The organism is Delftia sp. K82, assembly GCF_002193035.1.
Lineage (GTDB): Bacteria > Pseudomonadota > Gammaproteobacteria > Burkholderiales > Burkholderiaceae_C > Comamonas > Comamonas acidovorans.
On record NZ_MYFL01000001.1, the window covers coordinates 1552277 to 1567429 of the forward strand.

The 15153-nt window shown below is 68.3% G+C and carries 16 protein-coding genes; 13 read left to right on the top strand and 3 right to left on the bottom strand.

All coding sequences use genetic code 11. The features are described 5' to 3' along the window. Positions 1–17 precede the first annotated feature (17 nt). The gene (locus KDK82_RS06695; protein ID WP_012206241.1) at positions 18–788 is read right to left on the bottom strand and encodes an IclR family transcriptional regulator C-terminal domain-containing protein; all 771 of its coding nucleotides are present in this window, start codon (positions 786–788) and stop codon (positions 18–20) included. 196 nt (positions 789–984) lie between these two features. On the opposite strand from KDK82_RS06695, the gene KDK82_RS06700 reads away from it, so the two are divergent. From KDK82_RS06700 to KDK82_RS06725, 6 genes are all read left to right on the top strand, one after another. Beyond that, on the top strand, positions 985–2379 hold the full coding sequence (locus KDK82_RS06700; RefSeq protein WP_088164345.1) for an MFS transporter: 1395 nt from the start codon (positions 985–987) through the stop codon (positions 2377–2379). A gap of 48 nt (positions 2380–2427) precedes the next feature. Then, on the top strand, positions 2428–3261 hold the full coding sequence (locus KDK82_RS06705; protein ID WP_088164346.1) for a shikimate dehydrogenase: 834 nt from the start codon (positions 2428–2430) through the stop codon (positions 3259–3261). 91 nt (positions 3262–3352) lie between these two features. Continuing rightward, positions 3353–4504: a porin gene (locus tag KDK82_RS06710; protein ID WP_088164347.1), complete on the top strand. Its 1152-nt coding sequence runs from the start codon at positions 3353–3355 to the stop codon at positions 4502–4504. 11 nt (positions 4505–4515) lie between these two features. Continuing rightward, positions 4516–5574: a Gfo/Idh/MocA family protein gene (locus KDK82_RS06715; RefSeq protein ID WP_063325662.1), complete on the top strand. Its 1059-nt coding sequence runs from the start codon at positions 4516–4518 to the stop codon at positions 5572–5574. Between the two features lie 56 nt (positions 5575–5630). Then, a complete protein-coding gene (aroQ, locus tag KDK82_RS06720; RefSeq protein ID WP_016451445.1) occupies positions 5631–6068 on the top strand; it encodes a type II 3-dehydroquinate dehydratase in 438 nt (145 codons plus the stop codon). Positions 6069–6152: 84 nt separating this feature from the next. Next, complete coding sequence (locus KDK82_RS06725) at positions 6153–7406, top strand: MFS transporter (RefSeq protein WP_088164348.1); 1254 nt, start codon at positions 6153–6155, stop codon at positions 7404–7406. 6 nt (positions 7407–7412) lie between these two features. Here KDK82_RS06725 and KDK82_RS06730 read toward each other — a convergent pair whose 3' ends face one another. After that, positions 7413–8069 (bottom strand): GntR family transcriptional regulator, encoded by a 657-nt coding sequence (locus KDK82_RS06730; protein WP_088164349.1) that lies wholly within the window; start codon positions 8067–8069, stop codon positions 7413–7415. 188 nt (positions 8070–8257) lie between these two features. Between KDK82_RS06730 and KDK82_RS06735 the strand changes: the two genes are divergently transcribed. Genes KDK82_RS06735 through KDK82_RS06745 form a run of 3 tightly spaced genes read left to right on the top strand, consistent with a single transcriptional unit; the run spans position 8258 to position 10903 of the window. Continuing rightward, positions 8258–9154, top strand: coding sequence for an NAD(P)-binding domain-containing protein (locus KDK82_RS06735; protein WP_088164350.1), 897 nt, complete (start codon positions 8258–8260; stop codon positions 9152–9154). 47 nt (positions 9155–9201) lie between these two features. After that, entirely contained in the window at positions 9202–10188 is a 987-nt protein-coding gene (locus KDK82_RS06740) for a tripartite tricarboxylate transporter substrate binding protein (RefSeq protein WP_088164351.1), read from the top strand. A 40-nt stretch (positions 10189–10228) separates the two neighbouring features. Beyond that, on the top strand, positions 10229–10903 hold the full coding sequence (locus tag KDK82_RS06745; protein ID WP_088164352.1) for an RraA family protein: 675 nt from the start codon (positions 10229–10231) through the stop codon (positions 10901–10903). 55 nt (positions 10904–10958) lie between these two features. On the opposite strand, the gene KDK82_RS06750 is transcribed toward KDK82_RS06745, so the two are convergent. Continuing rightward, complete coding sequence (locus tag KDK82_RS06750) at positions 10959–11297, bottom strand: DUF6616 family protein (RefSeq protein ID WP_034395706.1); 339 nt, start codon at positions 11295–11297, stop codon at positions 10959–10961. A 145-nt stretch (positions 11298–11442) separates the two neighbouring features. Here KDK82_RS06750 and KDK82_RS06755 point away from each other — a divergent pair, with 145 nt between their 5' ends. From KDK82_RS06755 to KDK82_RS06770, 4 genes are all read left to right on the top strand, one after another. Continuing rightward, a complete protein-coding gene (locus KDK82_RS06755; RefSeq protein WP_034395709.1) occupies positions 11443–12558 on the top strand; it encodes a saccharopine dehydrogenase family protein in 1116 nt (371 codons plus the stop codon). After that, a complete protein-coding gene (locus tag KDK82_RS06760; RefSeq protein WP_088164353.1) occupies positions 12555–13130 on the top strand; it encodes a DUF4166 domain-containing protein in 576 nt (191 codons plus the stop codon). Before KDK82_RS06755 ends, KDK82_RS06760 begins: the two co-directional genes overlap by 4 nt. Continuing rightward, on the top strand, positions 13127–13516 hold the full coding sequence (locus KDK82_RS06765; RefSeq protein WP_088164354.1) for a thiol-disulfide oxidoreductase DCC family protein: 390 nt from the start codon (positions 13127–13129) through the stop codon (positions 13514–13516). Before KDK82_RS06760 ends, KDK82_RS06765 begins: the two co-directional genes overlap by 4 nt. 116 nt (positions 13517–13632) lie before the next feature. Then, a complete protein-coding gene (locus KDK82_RS06770; protein ID WP_088164355.1) occupies positions 13633–15120 on the top strand; it encodes a M17 family metallopeptidase in 1488 nt (495 codons plus the stop codon). Positions 15121–15153: the final 33 nt, after the last annotated feature.

The following is a 15153-nucleotide window of genomic DNA, read 5'->3' on the forward strand; positions in this document are numbered from 1 at the left end:
GGCCATGTTGTTCACCATCAGATCAGATCCCGCATGGCCTGCGCCGTCTCGCGCAGCATGGGCAGCACGCGCGCCACGGCGTCCTTGCCGGTTTCGCGGCCCATGGGCATGGTGATGTTGAGGGCGCCGGCCAGCGCGCCGTGGCGGTCGCGCAGCGGCACGGCAATGCCGCGCGAGTCCAGGTTGAGCTGCTGCTCGCACAGCGCCCAGTCCTGGGTGCGGATCAGGGCCAGTTCGCGGCGCATTTCGGCGGGGCAGGTGATGGTGTGCGAGGTGAAGACCGTCAGCGCGCGGTTGTCCAGCCAGTGCTCCAGCTCGGCGTCGCTGCGCATGGACAGCATCAGCATGCCGGCCGCCGTGACCTGGGCCGGCACGCGCGCGCCCAGCACGTAGCCGGTGTTCATGTTGCGGTTGGGGCCGTTGCGCGCGATATAGACCACTTCGTCGTCGTCCAGCACCGCCAGGTAGGCGGTTTCATGGGTGCCGGCCGCCACGCGCTGCAGGAACGGCTGGACGATGCGCGGCAGCCGCGCCGACTCCAGGTACGACTGCCCCAGCCGCAGCACGCGCGGCGTGAGCCAGAACAGCTTGCCGTCCCCCGCCACGTAGCCCATGTGCTGCAGCGTCAGCAGATAGCGCCGCGCGGCGGTGCGCGTCATGCCCGTGCGCTGGCCGGCCTCGGCGGCCGTCATGCGCGGGTGGGCGTCGTCAAAGGCTTCGATGATCGATACGCCGCGTTCCAGTCCGGCAATCCAGTCGCGCTGGGCGAGGGTGGAAGGTGTTGTCATGGCGAGCTTGAGTTTTCCGTATTAACCCTGGGTGCGTGCGATTATCGAACCGCGCGGTGCGATCAGCGCACATGCCCCTGGAAATTGGCTTGGGCAGATTCATAGGCGGGAACTACATTTTTTACATCCCGCTGGCCTGGCCGCAAGCATCCATCACGTGCCGCAGCGGGGATCTTTTGCCTGGAGGAGACAACACATGAGCGCAACACCGGTACATACGCAGTCAACGCAGCACCAACCCAGGAAGGCCGCCACCAGCGGCTGGATAGGCTCGGCCCTGGAGTACTACGATTTCTTCATCTACGCCACGGCTGCGGCGCTGATCTTTCCGCAGATCTTCTTTCCGCAGGGTGATCCGGCGATTGCCATCATCGCCTCGCTGGCCACCTATGGCGTGGGCTATGTGGCGCGGCCCATCGGCGCCTTCGTGCTGGGCCACCTGGGCGACACGCACGGGCGCAAGCAGGTGCTGGTGTGGTGCATGTTCCTGATGGGCTTTTCCACCATCGCCGTGGGGCTGCTGCCCACCTATGACCAGGTCGGCCTGTGGGCACCGGCGCTGCTGGTGCTGATGCGGCTGATCCAGGGCTTTGCGGTGGCAGGCGAGATCTCGGGCGCCAGCTCCATGATCCTGGAGCATGCCCCGTTCGGGCGGCGCGGCTTCTTCGCCAGCTTCACGCTGCAGGGCGTGCAGGCCGGCCAGATCCTGGCAGCGGCCGTGTTCCTGCCGCTGGCGCACTACATGCCCACCGAGCAGTTCAACAGCTGGGGCTGGCGCATTCCCTTCATCCTGAGCTTCGTGGTCATCATCGCGGGCTGGATCATCCGCCGCGAGGTCAACGAGACCCCGGCCTTCACGGCAGCAGGCCGCAGCGAGGCGCGTCCGCGTTCGCCCGTGGTCGAGGCCTTCCGCCACCATTCGCCCGACATGCTGCGCGTGGTCTGCATGGCGCTGATGAACGTGATCCCCGTGGTGGCCACCATCTTCGGTGCCGCCTATGCGGTGCAGCCCGCCTACGGCATCGGCTTCGCCAAGGACATGTACCTGTGGATTCCCGTGGTGGGCAACATCGTCGCGGTGCTGGTGATCCCCCTGGTGGGCAACCTGTCCGACCGCATCGGCCGGCGCCCGCCCATCATCTTCGGCGCGCTGCTGTCCGGGCTGCTGGCCATCGGCTACCTCTACGCCATCAGCACGCGCAACATGCCGCTGGCCTTCGCCATGTCCATCCTGATGTGGGGCGTGGTCTACCAGGGCTACAACGCAGTGTTCCCCAGCTTCTACCCCGAGCTGTTCCCGACGCGCACACGCGTCTCGGCCATGGCCATCTCGCAGAACGTGGGCACGGCCATCACCGCCATGCTGCCTGCGCTGTTCACGGCCGTGGCGCCTCCGGGATCCCAGAACATCTGGCTGACGGTGGGGCTGATCGCCTTCGGCATCACCGTGGTCGCAGCGCTGGCCGCCTGGAGCGCCCGCGAGACCTACCGCGTGCGCATGGAGGATCTGGGCGAGGCCGGTGCGCAGCCTGTGGACCCAGCCGAGTACGAGCGCCTGCGCACCCAGGCCCTGGCCCAGTCCGGCCGCTGAATTGCACACGCCACATTCCGCCAACCCAAGCATCCGAAAGCCCAGGGAATGATTTCCGGAAAAACCACCCTCATCGCGCACATCGGCGATCCCACCGAGACCTTCAAGTCGCCCATGATCTACAACCCATGGTTCGACGGCCGGGGCATAGACGCCTGCGTCGTGCCCATGGGCGTGAAGGCGGCGCATTTCGCGCCGGACTTCGCGGCCATCATGCGTTTCACCAACCTGCGCGGCGCGCTGATCACCATGCCGCACAAGGTGTCCGTGGTGGACCTGGTGCACGAGGTCACGCCCGCCGTGCACATTGCAGGCGCCTGCAATGCCGTGCTGCGGCGCGAGGATGGCTCGCTGCTGGGCGACCAGTTCGACGGCGCGGGCTTTGTGCGCGGCGTGCTGCGCAAGGGGCGGCAGCTGCAGGGCGCGCGGGTGCTGATTTCCGGGGCAGGTGGCGTAGGGTCGGCAATTGCCGCCTCGCTGGCGGCAGCCGGCGTGGGCGAGCTGATGCTGTTCGACACGCGGGCTGAGAGCGCGCAGGCCCTGGCAGGGCGGCTCGCTGCCTACTACCCGAGGATGACGGTGGGCACGGGCTCCAGGGACCCGCAGGGCTTTGACGTGGTCGTCAACGCCACGCCGCTGGGCATGAAGGACGATGACCCGCTGCCTTTCGATGTGCAGCGCATTGCGCCCACCACCTTTGTGGGCGAGGTGGTGATGAAGTCCGAGTTCACGCCCCTGCTGCGCGCCGTGCGCGACAAGGGCTGCGACTTCCAGGTGGGCACGGACATGCTGTTCGAGATGATTCCCGCCTACCTCGAATTCTTCGGCTTCGGCAGCGCCACGCCCGACGAGCTGCGCGCCACCGCCCACATCTCCTACTGATCCAGTCGACAGACAACCGGCCCTGAATGCGTCCAGGGCAGGGCGCAGCCACGCCCGAAAAAGCATTTTTCACAGAGAAGGAGACAAGACCATGCAACAGCAAATGCACCAGACACCGCGAGTGCCGCAGCGCGGGGCCCTTCGCATCCTGGCCCTGACCACCGTGCTGGGCGCCTGGGGCGCGGGTGCCCACGCCCAGTCCTCGGTCACCATCTACGGCAGCGTGGACCAGTACGTCAACCACATGCGCAGCAGCTCGGGCGCATCCATGACCACGCTGGAGGACGGTGCCCTGCTGCGCAGCCGCCTGGGCTTTCGCGGTCAGGAAGACCTGGGTGGTGGCCTGTACGCGAAGTTCCAGCTGGAGATGGGCATCAACGCCGACAACGGCACGCAGGCCGACAGCACGCGCGGCTTCGACCGCCAAAGCTGGGTGGGCCTGGGCGGCGGCTGGGGCGAGGTGCGGCTGGGCCGGCAGAACACCGTGATCTTCGGGCGCGGCGACTACATCGACTTCACCTCGCGCACGTTGGGATCGATGGTCAACAACTTCGGTGTGCCCTCGCGCTTCGACAACGACATCTCCTACACCTCGCCGCGCATGGCCGGCTTCCTGTTCGAGGCCCACTACGCCATGGCCGAGACCGGTGCTCCAGCGCGCCAGGCCATCTACCAGCTGGGCCTGGACTACCTGAACGGCCCCTACCGCGTGGGATATGCCGGGCTGTATGCGCGTGCGCCTCAGAACGCGGCCTATACCGACGCGGTCCGCTACGACAACCTCTACGCCAACTACGACTACGGCAAGGGCAAGGTCCAGCTGGCCTTTGTGCGGTCCAACAACAGCACGGCAGGCTCGGCGGGCAACAACACGGGCACGGTGCTGGGCAATGTGGGCGGGCTGGTTGCGGGCACGAATGCCGATGTGCGGCGCTTTTACCGCGTCTGGCAGCTGTCGGCCGACTACCGCGTGACGCCGCAACTGCGCGTGGGCGCGCTGTGGGGCCGCATACAGGATGGCTCGGACAGCGGGCGCGGCGCATCGGGCGGGGCCATCGCGGCCTACTACGACCTGTCCAAGCGCACCATGCTCTACGCGGTGGGCGAGCAGTTGAAGAACGACCGCAACGCGGGCTTCAGGCTGGCGGCCTCGGGCGGCATGAAGCCCAACTTCACATCGGCCGACGACGTCAACGGCCGCACCATCAAGGGCGTGCAGCTGGGCGTGCTGCACCGCTTCTGAGGGGGCATGCCATGGCGCAGCTGCACCCGCTTCGCATTGCCGTGGCCGGCGCCGGCGCGATCGGCCAGGCGCATATCGCCGCCATCGGGGCCCAGGCGGATTGCCGCCTGTCCGCCATCGTGGACCCGGCGCCCGCAGCCCGGGAGCTTGCCCAAAGGGCCGGAGTGCCGCTGTGGCGCGACCTGGGCGAGCTGATCGCCCATGACCGGCCCGACGCCGTGGTGCTGGCCACGCCCAACCGCCTGCATGCCCCGCAGGCGGCGCAGTGCATGCATGCGCGCCTGCCCATCCTGCTGGAAAAGCCCGTCACCTCCACCGTGGCCGAGGCACAGCGTCTGGCCGCGCTGGCCGAGCGCAGCGGCGCCCGCGTGCTGGTGGGCCACCACCGCGCCCACAGCCCGATCATGGCGCGGGCCGCAGCCCTCATCGCTCAGGGGCGGCTGGGCCGCCTGGTGGCCGTGACCGGCGCGGCCCTGTTCTACAAGCCGGACGCCTATTTCGAGGAAGGCCCCTGGCGCCGCGAGGCCGGTGGCGGCCCCATCCTGCTCAACATGATCCACGAGGTCCACAACCTGCGCATGCTGTGCGGCGACATCGTGGCCGTGCAGGCCTTCGCCTCGCATGCCACGCGCGGTTTTGCCGTGGAAGACACGGTGGCCATCAACCTGCGCTTTGCCAGCGGTGCGCTGGGCAGCTTTGTGCTTTCGGACACGGCCGCCAGCGCGCGCAGCTGGGAGCAGACCTCGCAGGAGAACAAGGCCTATGCCAGCTATGAGGACGAAGACTGCTACCTGGTGGCGGGCACCTTCGGCTCGCTGGCCATACCGAGCATGCGGCTGAAGACCTATGCATCGGCAGGCCAGCGCTCCTGGAATGAGCCCTTCGACCTGGATGTGGCCGCCGTGGAGCGCGAAGACCCGCTGGTGCGCCAGATGGCGCATTTCGCGCAGGTGGCGCGCGGCCTGGCACAGCCGCTGGTCAGCGTGCACGACGGCCTGCGCAACCTGCAGATCACCGAGGCCATTGCAGAGGCTGCCCGCATGGGCGCCGCCATCGACACCACGGCGTGACCCGGGCACCACCGGCGCGCCATCCTCCATCCATGACATCAAGCCACGGAGCCTCCATGAAAAAGATCCTGATGCTGCACGGCATCAACCACAACATGTTCGGCCAGCGCGACCCTGCCCAATACGGCACGGTCACGCTGGCCGAGATCGACGCCTCGCTGCGCAGCCTGGGCAGCCAGCTGGGCTGCGAGGTGGACAGCTTCCAGACCAATTGCGAAGGCGCCATGTGCGATCGCATCCACCAGGGCTTTCGGGACGGCGTCGATGGCGTGCTCATCAACGCCGGCGCCTGGACGCACTACAGCTACGGCATCCGCGACGCGCTGGCCATGCTCACCGTGCCCGTGGTGGAGATCCACATGAGCAACATCCATGCGCGCGAGCCCTTTCGCCACCACTCGGTGTTTGCCGACATCGCCCGGGGCCAGATCTGCGGCTTCGGCGCGGACAGCTATCTGCTGGGCCTGCGGGCCGTGCTGTCCGCCGTCGCATAGGATGCATGGCGCGCAACTGGCCATGTATCGTCCTTCGAACTCCCTCGCTCGACGCGCTGCATGCAGTGACCAGGCTTCATTGAGATGAACTTCGCCGATCCCGGCCCGCGCCGCTCCGTTTCCTTCCTCCTGCTGCTGCCGCTGCTGCTGGCCGCGCAGCCGGTCGCCACCGATGGCTATCTGCCGGCGTTGCCCGAGATCGCGCGCGACCTGGGCTCGGCCAGCAGCAGCCTGACCGTGTTCATGCTGGCGTTCGGTGTCGCCCAGCTGGTGTGCGGGCCGCTGGCCGACCGCTTCGGGCGCCGGCCGGTTCTGCTGACGGGTTTGGCCTGCTACACGGCAGCGGCGGCAGGCTGTGCGCTGGCGGGCAGCGCGGACGCACTGGTGGCCTGGCGCGCCGTGCAGGGCGCGGCCATGGCGGCCATCCTGGTGTGCGCACGGGCTGCGGTGCGCGACCTGTATCCGGCCCATGAAGGACCGCGCATCATGGCCCGCGGCCTCACAGGCCTGGGGCTGGTGGCCCTGGTGGCGCCGATTGCCGGTGCATGGGGAGTCCAGGCCACCGGCTGGCGCTGGGTGCTGGTGGCGATGGGCGTCTACTCGCTGGCTTTGCTGGCACTGTGCTGGCGCACTTTCAGCGAGACGCGGCAAGTGCCGGCGGAGTCTGCCCCGGTCCTCGCATCCGTACCCGTATCCGTATCCGCTGGCGGTGTGCGCCAGGTGATCGCCGACCCCGGCTTTTGCGCCTGGACGGCGCTGGCCGCAGCCACCTACGGCGGCATCTTCTGCTTTTTGCTGCTGTCGCCGATGGTGTACGTCGACCTGTTCGGCCTGTCGCCCGTGCTCTACGGCTGGATTCCAGCGGGCGGCTCGCTGGTCTACATCCTGGGCATCACATGGTGCCGGCGCCTGCTGTCGCGCCACGGGCCGGTGCGCACGGTGCAACTGGGCGCTTCGCTCAGTCTGCTGGGGCCGTGCATCCAGATCGCCGGCTGCGTGCTGGCGCCGGCCTCGCCCTTTCCACTGCTGCTGGGGCACGCGGTGTATGCACTGGGCCATGGCCTGCACCAGCCTTGCGGCCAGGCGGGCGCGGTGGGTGGTCTGCCGCCGCAGCTGGCCGGGCGGGCCGTGTCGTGTTCGGGCTTCGCGATCATGTGCGTGGCCTTCTGCGCCGGCCAGCTGGCGGCGCAATTTGTCGATCCGACGATGCGCCACGGTGCCTGGCCGATGGTGCTGCCCATGGCGCTGGCAGGCGTTGTGCTGGTCCTCATCGCCTTTGTCTGGCTGCCGTGGCTGTACCGGGTGCGGTCAGCGCAAAGGGTTCAGCCCCGGTCATGACACTGTTCATGCATCCGCGCGGTATTCCCCCCGATGCTTCATGAACCGGTGGTAGGACATGCGCAGGTGCAGCTGCATCACCTGGCGTGCCAGCTCGCCATCCCTGGCGCGTACGGCGATCACCAGGTCGCAGTGGTGGTGCAGGCTTTGCACCAGCTCTTCGGGCGTGTAGATGTAGAACGACCGCTTGATGATCGGCATGTCGATCATCGTCGCCAGCATGGTCTTGAGGCGCGGCGAGCCCGATGCCTCGATCAGCGCGTGGTGAAAATCCCGGTTGGCTGACTGCACCTCGCCAATGCCGTCGTGGCCAGCGGCAATGCCGGCCTCCATGCGCTGGTTGCTGGCCTCCAGCTCATTGGCCAGCCCCTCGCCGCCGCGCGTGGCCGCGAGGAACGAGGCGTACGGCTCCAGCAGCATGCGCAGCTGGAAGGTCTCCTCCACATCCCAGTCGCTCCACTCCGACACGCGGATACCCTGGCCCGCGCCATCGGTGGCCAGACCATCTTCCACCAGGCGGTGCAGCGCATTGCGCACCGGCGTGCGGCTCAGTCCCAGGTCGCGGGCAATGGGCTCTTCCTTGAGCTGTTCGCCGGGTCGGTAGTGGCCGCCGATGAGCCGCTGCCGCAGAACCTCGTACGCCTTGTCTTTCACGTTTTGCACTGTGTTTGCACCAGGTGGGTGGGGATGGTGCGCTGATTCTAGGTGACGACGGAAGGGCTCGCCGCGCTGCGCTTCATTCAGAAAAATACAAAACAAGTACAAATATCCGCAGTTCTACGGGAAATCTCTATGAGTGGATCGGAGTTGCACTCCATAGACTGCGATCAATGTTTTAAATTTGTACTTTTATGAAGTTCGCAATACTGGGTGGTGGAATGGTCGGCGCCTGCTACATGCAGGCCTTTGTGGAGCAGGGGCACAGCCTGGTGGGCCTGTGCGACCTGCAGCCCAACGCTGCGGTGGCCGACGCCGTGCAGGCCGCTGGTGCGCAGGTGCATACCGCGCCCGGTGCCTGGCTGGCCGAGGCCGACGTGGTGGTGAGCGCCGTGTTCGGCACCGTGGCGCGCAGCCTGTTCGAGGCCTGCCTGCCTCATCTGCGCGATCTGCGCGATCTGGCCGAGGGCGTGGTCTATGTGGACATGACCACGGCCGACCCGCAGGAGATGCGCGAATGCGGCGAGCTGGCCCGGCGCGTCGCCCAGGGCAGGGCGGTGCACTTCGTGGACGTGGCCATCACCGGCGCGGTCAACCTGGGCGGCAGCAAGACGCCGCTGCTCGTGGCCGGTGGCAAGGCCGGTTTTGTACAGGAATTGTTCTTGCCCCTTGGCGGCTCCGTTCGCGTGGTGGGCGGACAGCCGGGCGATGCCGCCGCGCTCAAGCTCCTGCGCAGCATCTACACCAAGGGGACCGAGGCACTGGCCGTGGAGTGCCTGGTGACGGCCCAGCAGATGGGCCTGCGCGAGCAGCTGCATGCCGTGCTGCAGGACATCGACGAGACACCGCTGCGCACGCTGATGGAGTCCATGGTGCGCACGCACATCCCGCATTCCGCACGCCGCCGCAACGAGGTGGCCGATGCCCGGCAGCAGATGGCCCGCAACGGCCTGGCGCCCATCGCCTTGCCCGCCGTCGAGGCGCTGTTCGCCGCCACGGCCCGGGCGCATGCGGCCCAGCCGTTCACCGGCACCTCCACCGACGAGGCCATCGATTGGCTGGGCAGCCACGTGCTCGCCAGCCAAGCCTGATCAACGTACCCCTGCGCCAACCGACACCACCAAAGGAGACATCCGCAATGACGACCCCGACCCGACGCCGCCTGGCCCTCGCCGGCCTGCTGGCACTGACCGCTGCCGCCATGGCCCCGGCCCATGCCCAGGGCACCTATCCGCAGCGGCCCATCAGGTTCATCGTGCCCTTTCCGGCCGGTGGCGGCACCGACAACCTCACGCGGCTGGTCGGCACCAAGCTCACCGAGGCCCATGGGTGGCCCATCGTGGTGGAGAACAAGCCCGGTGCCGGTGGCAACCTGGCTCTGGACCAGGTGGCCAAGGCCCCCGCCGACGGCCTGACCCTGGTGATGGCGCAGACCGACAACGTGGTGCTCAACCCGCTGCTGTACTCCAAGCTCACCTACAACCCCGACAAGGACCTGCGCGCCGTGGCCCTGGTCGCAGCCGGCTCGGCCGTGCTCGTGGTGAATGCCGATTCGCCGTACAAGTCCCTGGACGACATCGTCCAGGCGGCGAAGAAGGACCCCGGGCGCCTGAGCTTTGCCACGCCGGGCACCGGCACCATTTCGCACCTCATCAGCGAGGCCTGGCAGAAAAGCTCGAATGTGAAGTTCACCCACGTGCCGTTTCGCGGCATGGCGCAGGCCATGCCCGACCTGCTGGGCGGGCGCATCGACATGTACATGGGCTCCGTCCCCACGCTGCTGTCGCACATCCAGTCGGGCAAGGTGCGCGCCATTGGCGTGACCACCGCGAGCCGCTCCAAGCTGCTGCCCGATGTGCCGACCTACACCGAATCCGGCATCAAGGGCGTGGAGCTGGCCAGCGTGTGGGGCGTGATGGCCCCGGCCGGCACCTCCGACGCCATCGTCAAGCAGCTCAACGAAGCCATCAACAAGGTGGTGAACGCACCCGACACGGCCAGGAAGATCGCCGACTCGGGCGCCGAACTCATCACCGGCACACCGCAGGACATGGCCAGGCTCTACGCCAGCGACCGCGCCCGCCTGGCACCCATCGTCAAGAGCTCTGGCACCACGCTGGATTGAGCAGCACGGCTTTCATTCCATCCACTCTGAGTACCACACCATGATCGGTCTTCAAATTCTGAAGCGGCAACGCGCTGTCAGCCTTGATATTGCCAGGCGCTATCTCGACGTGCCTGTTGCCAACGTCAGCGATTGCATGGCCCGAATGACGGCGGGCGGCGCGCGGCTGCGCCCCATGCACGGCGGCGGGCGCATGGCCGGCCCTGCGTTGACCATCAAGACACGCCCGGGCGACAACCTCATGCTCCACAAGGCACTTCAACTGGCCAGCCCAGGTGACGTGATCGTGGTGGATGCGGGCGGCGACCTCACCAACGCACTCATCGGAGAAATCATGGTCGGAGACGCCATGCGTCGCCAGCTGGGCGGCATCGTGATCAATGGCGCGATCCGGGACGCGGCATGGATTCGTGCTGGCAGCTTCCCGGTATTCGCCGCGGGCGTCACGCACCGCGGACCCTACAAGGACGGCCCGGGCGAAATCAATGTGCCGATCGCCATCGATGGCATGGTGATCGAGCCCGGTGACCTCATGATTGGCGATGACGATGGCTTGCTGTGCGTACCGTATGCGCAGGCGCAGGCCCTGCTGGATGCAGCACACGGAAAGCAGGTCGTTGAGGCCAGGATGGTGGCCGACATCGCTGCCGGTACCTACAGCGCGCCATGGATAGACGAGACGCTCAAGCGTCTGGGCTGCCCGATTCAGCCGTAGCGCCGGCGCTGCATCACCCATCCGGCACCCATCCAGCACCCGTCGCCCGTCCGCCTCAGGCCTCGGCCAGCGCCTTCAGATGGCTTTCCAGGCCACCGGTGCCGCTGGCCGCGTTCACATGGTCGAAGTAGCCGTACCAGCCGCTGGCCTTGATGCCCGCCAGCAGGGCATCGCGGGCGGCGGTATCGGGAAAGCGCCAGATGCCCAGGAAGCGGTGGGGGCTGGCCTGGTCCAGGCCGCGGTCGGTCTCGGCCAGGGCCAGCACCTGCACGCCCATGGCAGCCAGCCCGCCCATGGCGCTGGCAACCCCTTCCAGAAACTGCTGGCGCTGCGCGGCGGGCAGGGCCAGCCAGGCGGGGTTGGGGGAATAGAGCTCGACCAGATAGTGGGACATGGTGTTTCCTGGGGTTGAGGCGCTGTGCGCCAGGTGTGGTGTCGGCATATTGTATGGTGGCTAACCATATATTTTCCTGATGAAACACCTTGGAGGGAAATGCTGCCACCGCCGTCCTGGCGACCGGTCGGCCCTACACTGGCGCATGCACGAATTCAGGGTGATGGTTGTCGGGGGATATGGCTTTTTCGGCAGCCGGCTGGTGCGCCGGCTGGCACGGCAGAAGGCGCTGCACATCGTGGTTGTGGGCCGCTCGGGCGCCAAGGCACAGGCCTTGGTCGATGCGCTTTTGCCCGATGCCCATGCCGGGCTGTCCGCCGTGGCGGTGGACGCCATGGACCCGGGGCTGCAGGCCCGGCTCCAGGAGCATGGCATCCATCTCCTCATCCATACCTCAGGCCCTTTCCAGGGGCAGGACCATCGCGTGGCACAGGCCTGCGCCCATGCGGGTGTGCACTACGTGGACTTGGCCGATGGCCGCGACTTCGTCGGCGGCATCACCGCCCTGCAAGCCGCTGCGCTGGCCCGGGGCGTGCTGCTGACCAGCGGGGCCAGTTCCGTCCCCGCACTGTCCACGGCGGTGGCCGATCGGCTGGCAGGCGGCATGGCCTGCGTGGATTCCATCGACATAGGCATCAGCCCCGGCAACCGCACGGAGCGCGGCCTGTCCACGGTGGCCGGCATCCTGAGCTACTGCGGCAAGCGCCTCGCGTCCGCTGGCCCGCAGCCGGTGTTCGGCTGGTCGGGCAGCTGGCGCCACCGCTATCCCGAGCCTGTGGGGGCGCGGCTGCTGTCGCCCTGCGATGTGCCTGATCTGGTACTGCTGGCACCCCGGTATGCGGGCAAGCCTGGCGTGCGTTTTGGCGCGGGGCTGGAGTTGGCATTTCTGCACAGGGGCATGAATGCCATGGCCTGGCTGGCGCGCCTGGGCCTGGTGCGCGACTGGTCGGTGCACGCCGCGTGGCTCAAGCGCGCGGCGGACTGCTTCAAGGACTGGGGCAGCGATGCGGGTGCCATGCATGTGTGCGTGCGTGGGCGGGACGCACAGGGCTTCGTGCAGGAGCGCGTCTGGGTGCTGGTCGCCGGGTCGGGCGACGGCCCCTATGTGCCCACGCTGGCCGCCTCGGCCCTGGCGCGGAAGCTGGCGGCAGGCCAACTGCCCGCCGTGGGCGCCATGCCCTGCATGGGCCTGCTGACCCTGGAGGATTTCGAGCAGGAGGCCCGTGGCCTGGACATCCGCATGAGGGAGATCCATCCATGAGCCGGAGGCTGTCCATGTACGAGCAGGCCATGGGCGAGCGCTTTGCCCGGCTGGACCCCGCCGTGCAGGCCTTCCACCGCCTGACGGGCCGCCATGAGCTTCATGGCTGGGTCCGCACCCAGGCGCCGCAGTCCCTGGCGGCCCGGCTGCTGGCGCTGTGTCTGGGCACGCCGCTGCGCGCCAGCGATGGGCCCATCCGCTTCGCGCTGCAGGCCCAGCCCCAGCGTGAGGTCTGGACCCGCCACTTTCCCGCGCAGACCATGCGTTCCAGCCTGCGCCTGCAGGACGGGCAGATCATCGAATCCTTGGGCGCAGCGCGGCTGAGCTTCGGGTTGGAGGCCGATGGCAATCGGCTGGTGATGCGCCTGCGCAAGTTGCGCTTTCTGGGCATGGCCTGCCCGGCCTGGCTGGAGCCGCGCATCGTGGCCGAGGAGCGCGGCGAGGGGGATCGCCTGCATTTCCACATCGAGGCAGCCGTGCCCTGGGTGGGCGTGGTCGCCAGCTACAGCGGGCATCTGCAATTGCCCACGGTGCGGCAAGACACTTCAGTGCCCAAGGAGGGCGAATCATGATTGTGGTGTTCGACGGCCAATGCCTGCTGTGCAATGGCTGGGTGCAGTTTCTGCTGAGGCACGACAGGCGCGGCAGGTTCCGCTTTGCCTCCATCCAGGGCGAGGCCGGCGGCAGGATGCTGGCCGATGCAGGCCTGCGGGTCGAAGGTCTGCAGACGCTGCTGCTGGTGGATGGGGACCGTTCCTGGCAGCACACGGACGCCATCCTGCGCGTGCTCCATGGCCTGGGCTGGCCCTGGCGGCTGGCATGGGCGGCGTGGCTGATTCCCCGCCCCCTGCGCGATGGGCTGTACCGCTGGCTGGCCCGCAACCGCTACCGCTGGTTTGGCCGCAGCGCGCAGTGCATGGCGCCCGATCCGCAGGTGGCCGCGCGCTTTCTGGACTGAGCGGCTGCGGCCCGCCTGCACGCAGACGTCCACCAATCATTTCTGCTTTGCATATGCGACAGGCGTGTTTGCTCCAAGCGGAGTCGGCCCTTAGGCTGGCGCGCTTTGCCAGCACCATGTCCAGCCCTGCCACAAGCTCCCCTTCCCCATCCGGCGCATTCGCCACTTCCCCCCAACCCGCCACGGCGTTGCACCGTGCCACGCCCGCCACTCTGGCGGCTGTGCTTGAGCAACTGCCCCCGACCCAGGCCCGATGGGCGCGCGCCGCAGGCTTTGATGCGCAGCCGGGCCGCATGCTGCTGTTGCCCGGCATGCAGGCTGAAGTGCAGGCCGAAGTGCAGAGGGAAGGGCAGGGCGAGTGCACTGCCCTCGCTGGCGTGCTGGTCGGCGTGGACCCGGACCAGCCGCTGTGGCAGCTGGCCGGCCTGCCGGCTGCGCTGCCGCCCGGCACCTATGCGCTCGCCGATGCGGATGAGGCTCAGAGGCCGCATCTGCTCCTGGGCTGGGCACTGGGCGCGCTGCCATCGACCCGCCAGGCGCGGCAGTCGGATGCGGCAACCGCTCCATCACTCGCTCAGTTGGTGGCAAGCCCTGATGAGCAGGCCGCTGTTGCGCCAATGGCCGCCGCCATTGGCGAGGTGCGGCGGCTGGTCAACCTGCCTGCCAACCAGCTGGGTCCCGAACAGCTGGCCCAGGCCGTGGCCGACCTGGCCGCGCGCCATGGCGCGCGCTACCGGCAATGGGTGGGCGACGAACTGCCTGCCGCAGGCTTTGCCCTGGTGCACGCCGTGGGTCGGGCGGCGGCCCAGGCGCCGCGCGTGGCCGAGCTGACCTGGGGCGATGCCGCGCTGCCCCATGTGGTGCTCATCGGCAAGGGCGTGTGCTTTGACTCCGGCGGGCTGGACCTCAAGCCCGCCGCAGGCATGCGCTGGATGAAGAAGGACATGGGCGGCGCCGCACACGCCCTGGCCCTGGCCGATCTGCTGATGCAGGCGGGCCTGCCCATCCACCTGAAGCTGCTGGTGCCTGCGGTGGAGAACGCCGTGGGTGCCGGTGCGCTGCGGCCCGGCGACATCATCGAGGCCGGTGACGGCCGGCGCGTGGAGATCGAGAACACCGATGCCGAAGGCCGGCTCCTGCTGGCCGATGCGCTGCACCACGCCATTCGCAGCGCGCCCACGCCGCCCGCGCTGCTGATCGACCTGGCCACGCTCACGGGCGCTGCGCGCACGGCGCTGGGGCCGGACCTGCCCGCGCTGTTCAGCAACCATGACGGCTGGGCCTATGCGCTGCTGGCCCAGGGCCGCGCGCAGGCCGACCCGCTGTGGCGCCTGCCCCTGTGGGCCCCGTACCGCCGCATGCTCCGCTCCGACCAGGCCGACCTGCTCAACGCCGCCAGCACGCCGCAGGGCGGCGCCATCACGGCTGCGCTGTTCCTGGAGAGCTTTGTGCCGCCCGAGCTGCCCTGGCTGCACCTGGACCTGTTCGCCTGGAATCTGGAGGAGCGCCCCGGCCGGCCCAGGGGCGGCGAGGCCCAGGGCCTGCGCGCGCTGTACGCCCTGCTGTCGCAGCGCTTTGCATCTGCCCGCAGCGCATTTGCATAGGCGCAATCAGGCTTTGCGGCGGGCCGGTGGCTC

What these genes read in the sequence shown, in the direction of transcription:
- KDK82_RS06695 (WP_012206241.1), bottom strand. Translation starts at nt 788, where the DNA reads ATGACAACACCTTCCACCCTCGCCCAGCGCGACTGGATTGCCGGACTG.
- KDK82_RS06700 (WP_088164345.1), top strand. Translation starts at nt 985, where the DNA reads ATGAGCGCAACACCGGTACATACGCAGTCAACGCAGCACCAACCCAGG.
- KDK82_RS06705 (WP_088164346.1), top strand. Translation starts at nt 2,428, where the DNA reads ATGATTTCCGGAAAAACCACCCTCATCGCGCACATCGGCGATCCCACC.
- KDK82_RS06710 (WP_088164347.1), top strand. Translation starts at nt 3,353, where the DNA reads ATGCAACAGCAAATGCACCAGACACCGCGAGTGCCGCAGCGCGGGGCC.
- KDK82_RS06715 (WP_063325662.1), top strand. Translation starts at nt 4,516, where the DNA reads ATGGCGCAGCTGCACCCGCTTCGCATTGCCGTGGCCGGCGCCGGCGCG.
- aroQ (WP_016451445.1), top strand. Translation starts at nt 5,631, where the DNA reads ATGAAAAAGATCCTGATGCTGCACGGCATCAACCACAACATGTTCGGC.
- KDK82_RS06725 (WP_088164348.1), top strand. Translation starts at nt 6,153, where the DNA reads ATGAACTTCGCCGATCCCGGCCCGCGCCGCTCCGTTTCCTTCCTCCTG.
- KDK82_RS06735 (WP_088164350.1), top strand. Translation starts at nt 8,258, where the DNA reads ATGAAGTTCGCAATACTGGGTGGTGGAATGGTCGGCGCCTGCTACATG.
- KDK82_RS06740 (WP_088164351.1), top strand. Translation starts at nt 9,202, where the DNA reads ATGACGACCCCGACCCGACGCCGCCTGGCCCTCGCCGGCCTGCTGGCA.
- KDK82_RS06745 (WP_088164352.1), top strand. Translation starts at nt 10,229, where the DNA reads ATGATCGGTCTTCAAATTCTGAAGCGGCAACGCGCTGTCAGCCTTGAT.
- KDK82_RS06750 (WP_034395706.1), bottom strand. Translation starts at nt 11,297, where the DNA reads ATGTCCCACTATCTGGTCGAGCTCTATTCCCCCAACCCCGCCTGGCTG.
- KDK82_RS06755 (WP_034395709.1), top strand. Translation starts at nt 11,443, where the DNA reads ATGCACGAATTCAGGGTGATGGTTGTCGGGGGATATGGCTTTTTCGGC.
- KDK82_RS06760 (WP_088164353.1), top strand. Translation starts at nt 12,555, where the DNA reads ATGAGCCGGAGGCTGTCCATGTACGAGCAGGCCATGGGCGAGCGCTTT.
- KDK82_RS06765 (WP_088164354.1), top strand. Translation starts at nt 13,127, where the DNA reads ATGATTGTGGTGTTCGACGGCCAATGCCTGCTGTGCAATGGCTGGGTG.
- KDK82_RS06770 (WP_088164355.1), top strand. Translation starts at nt 13,633, where the DNA reads ATGTCCAGCCCTGCCACAAGCTCCCCTTCCCCATCCGGCGCATTCGCC.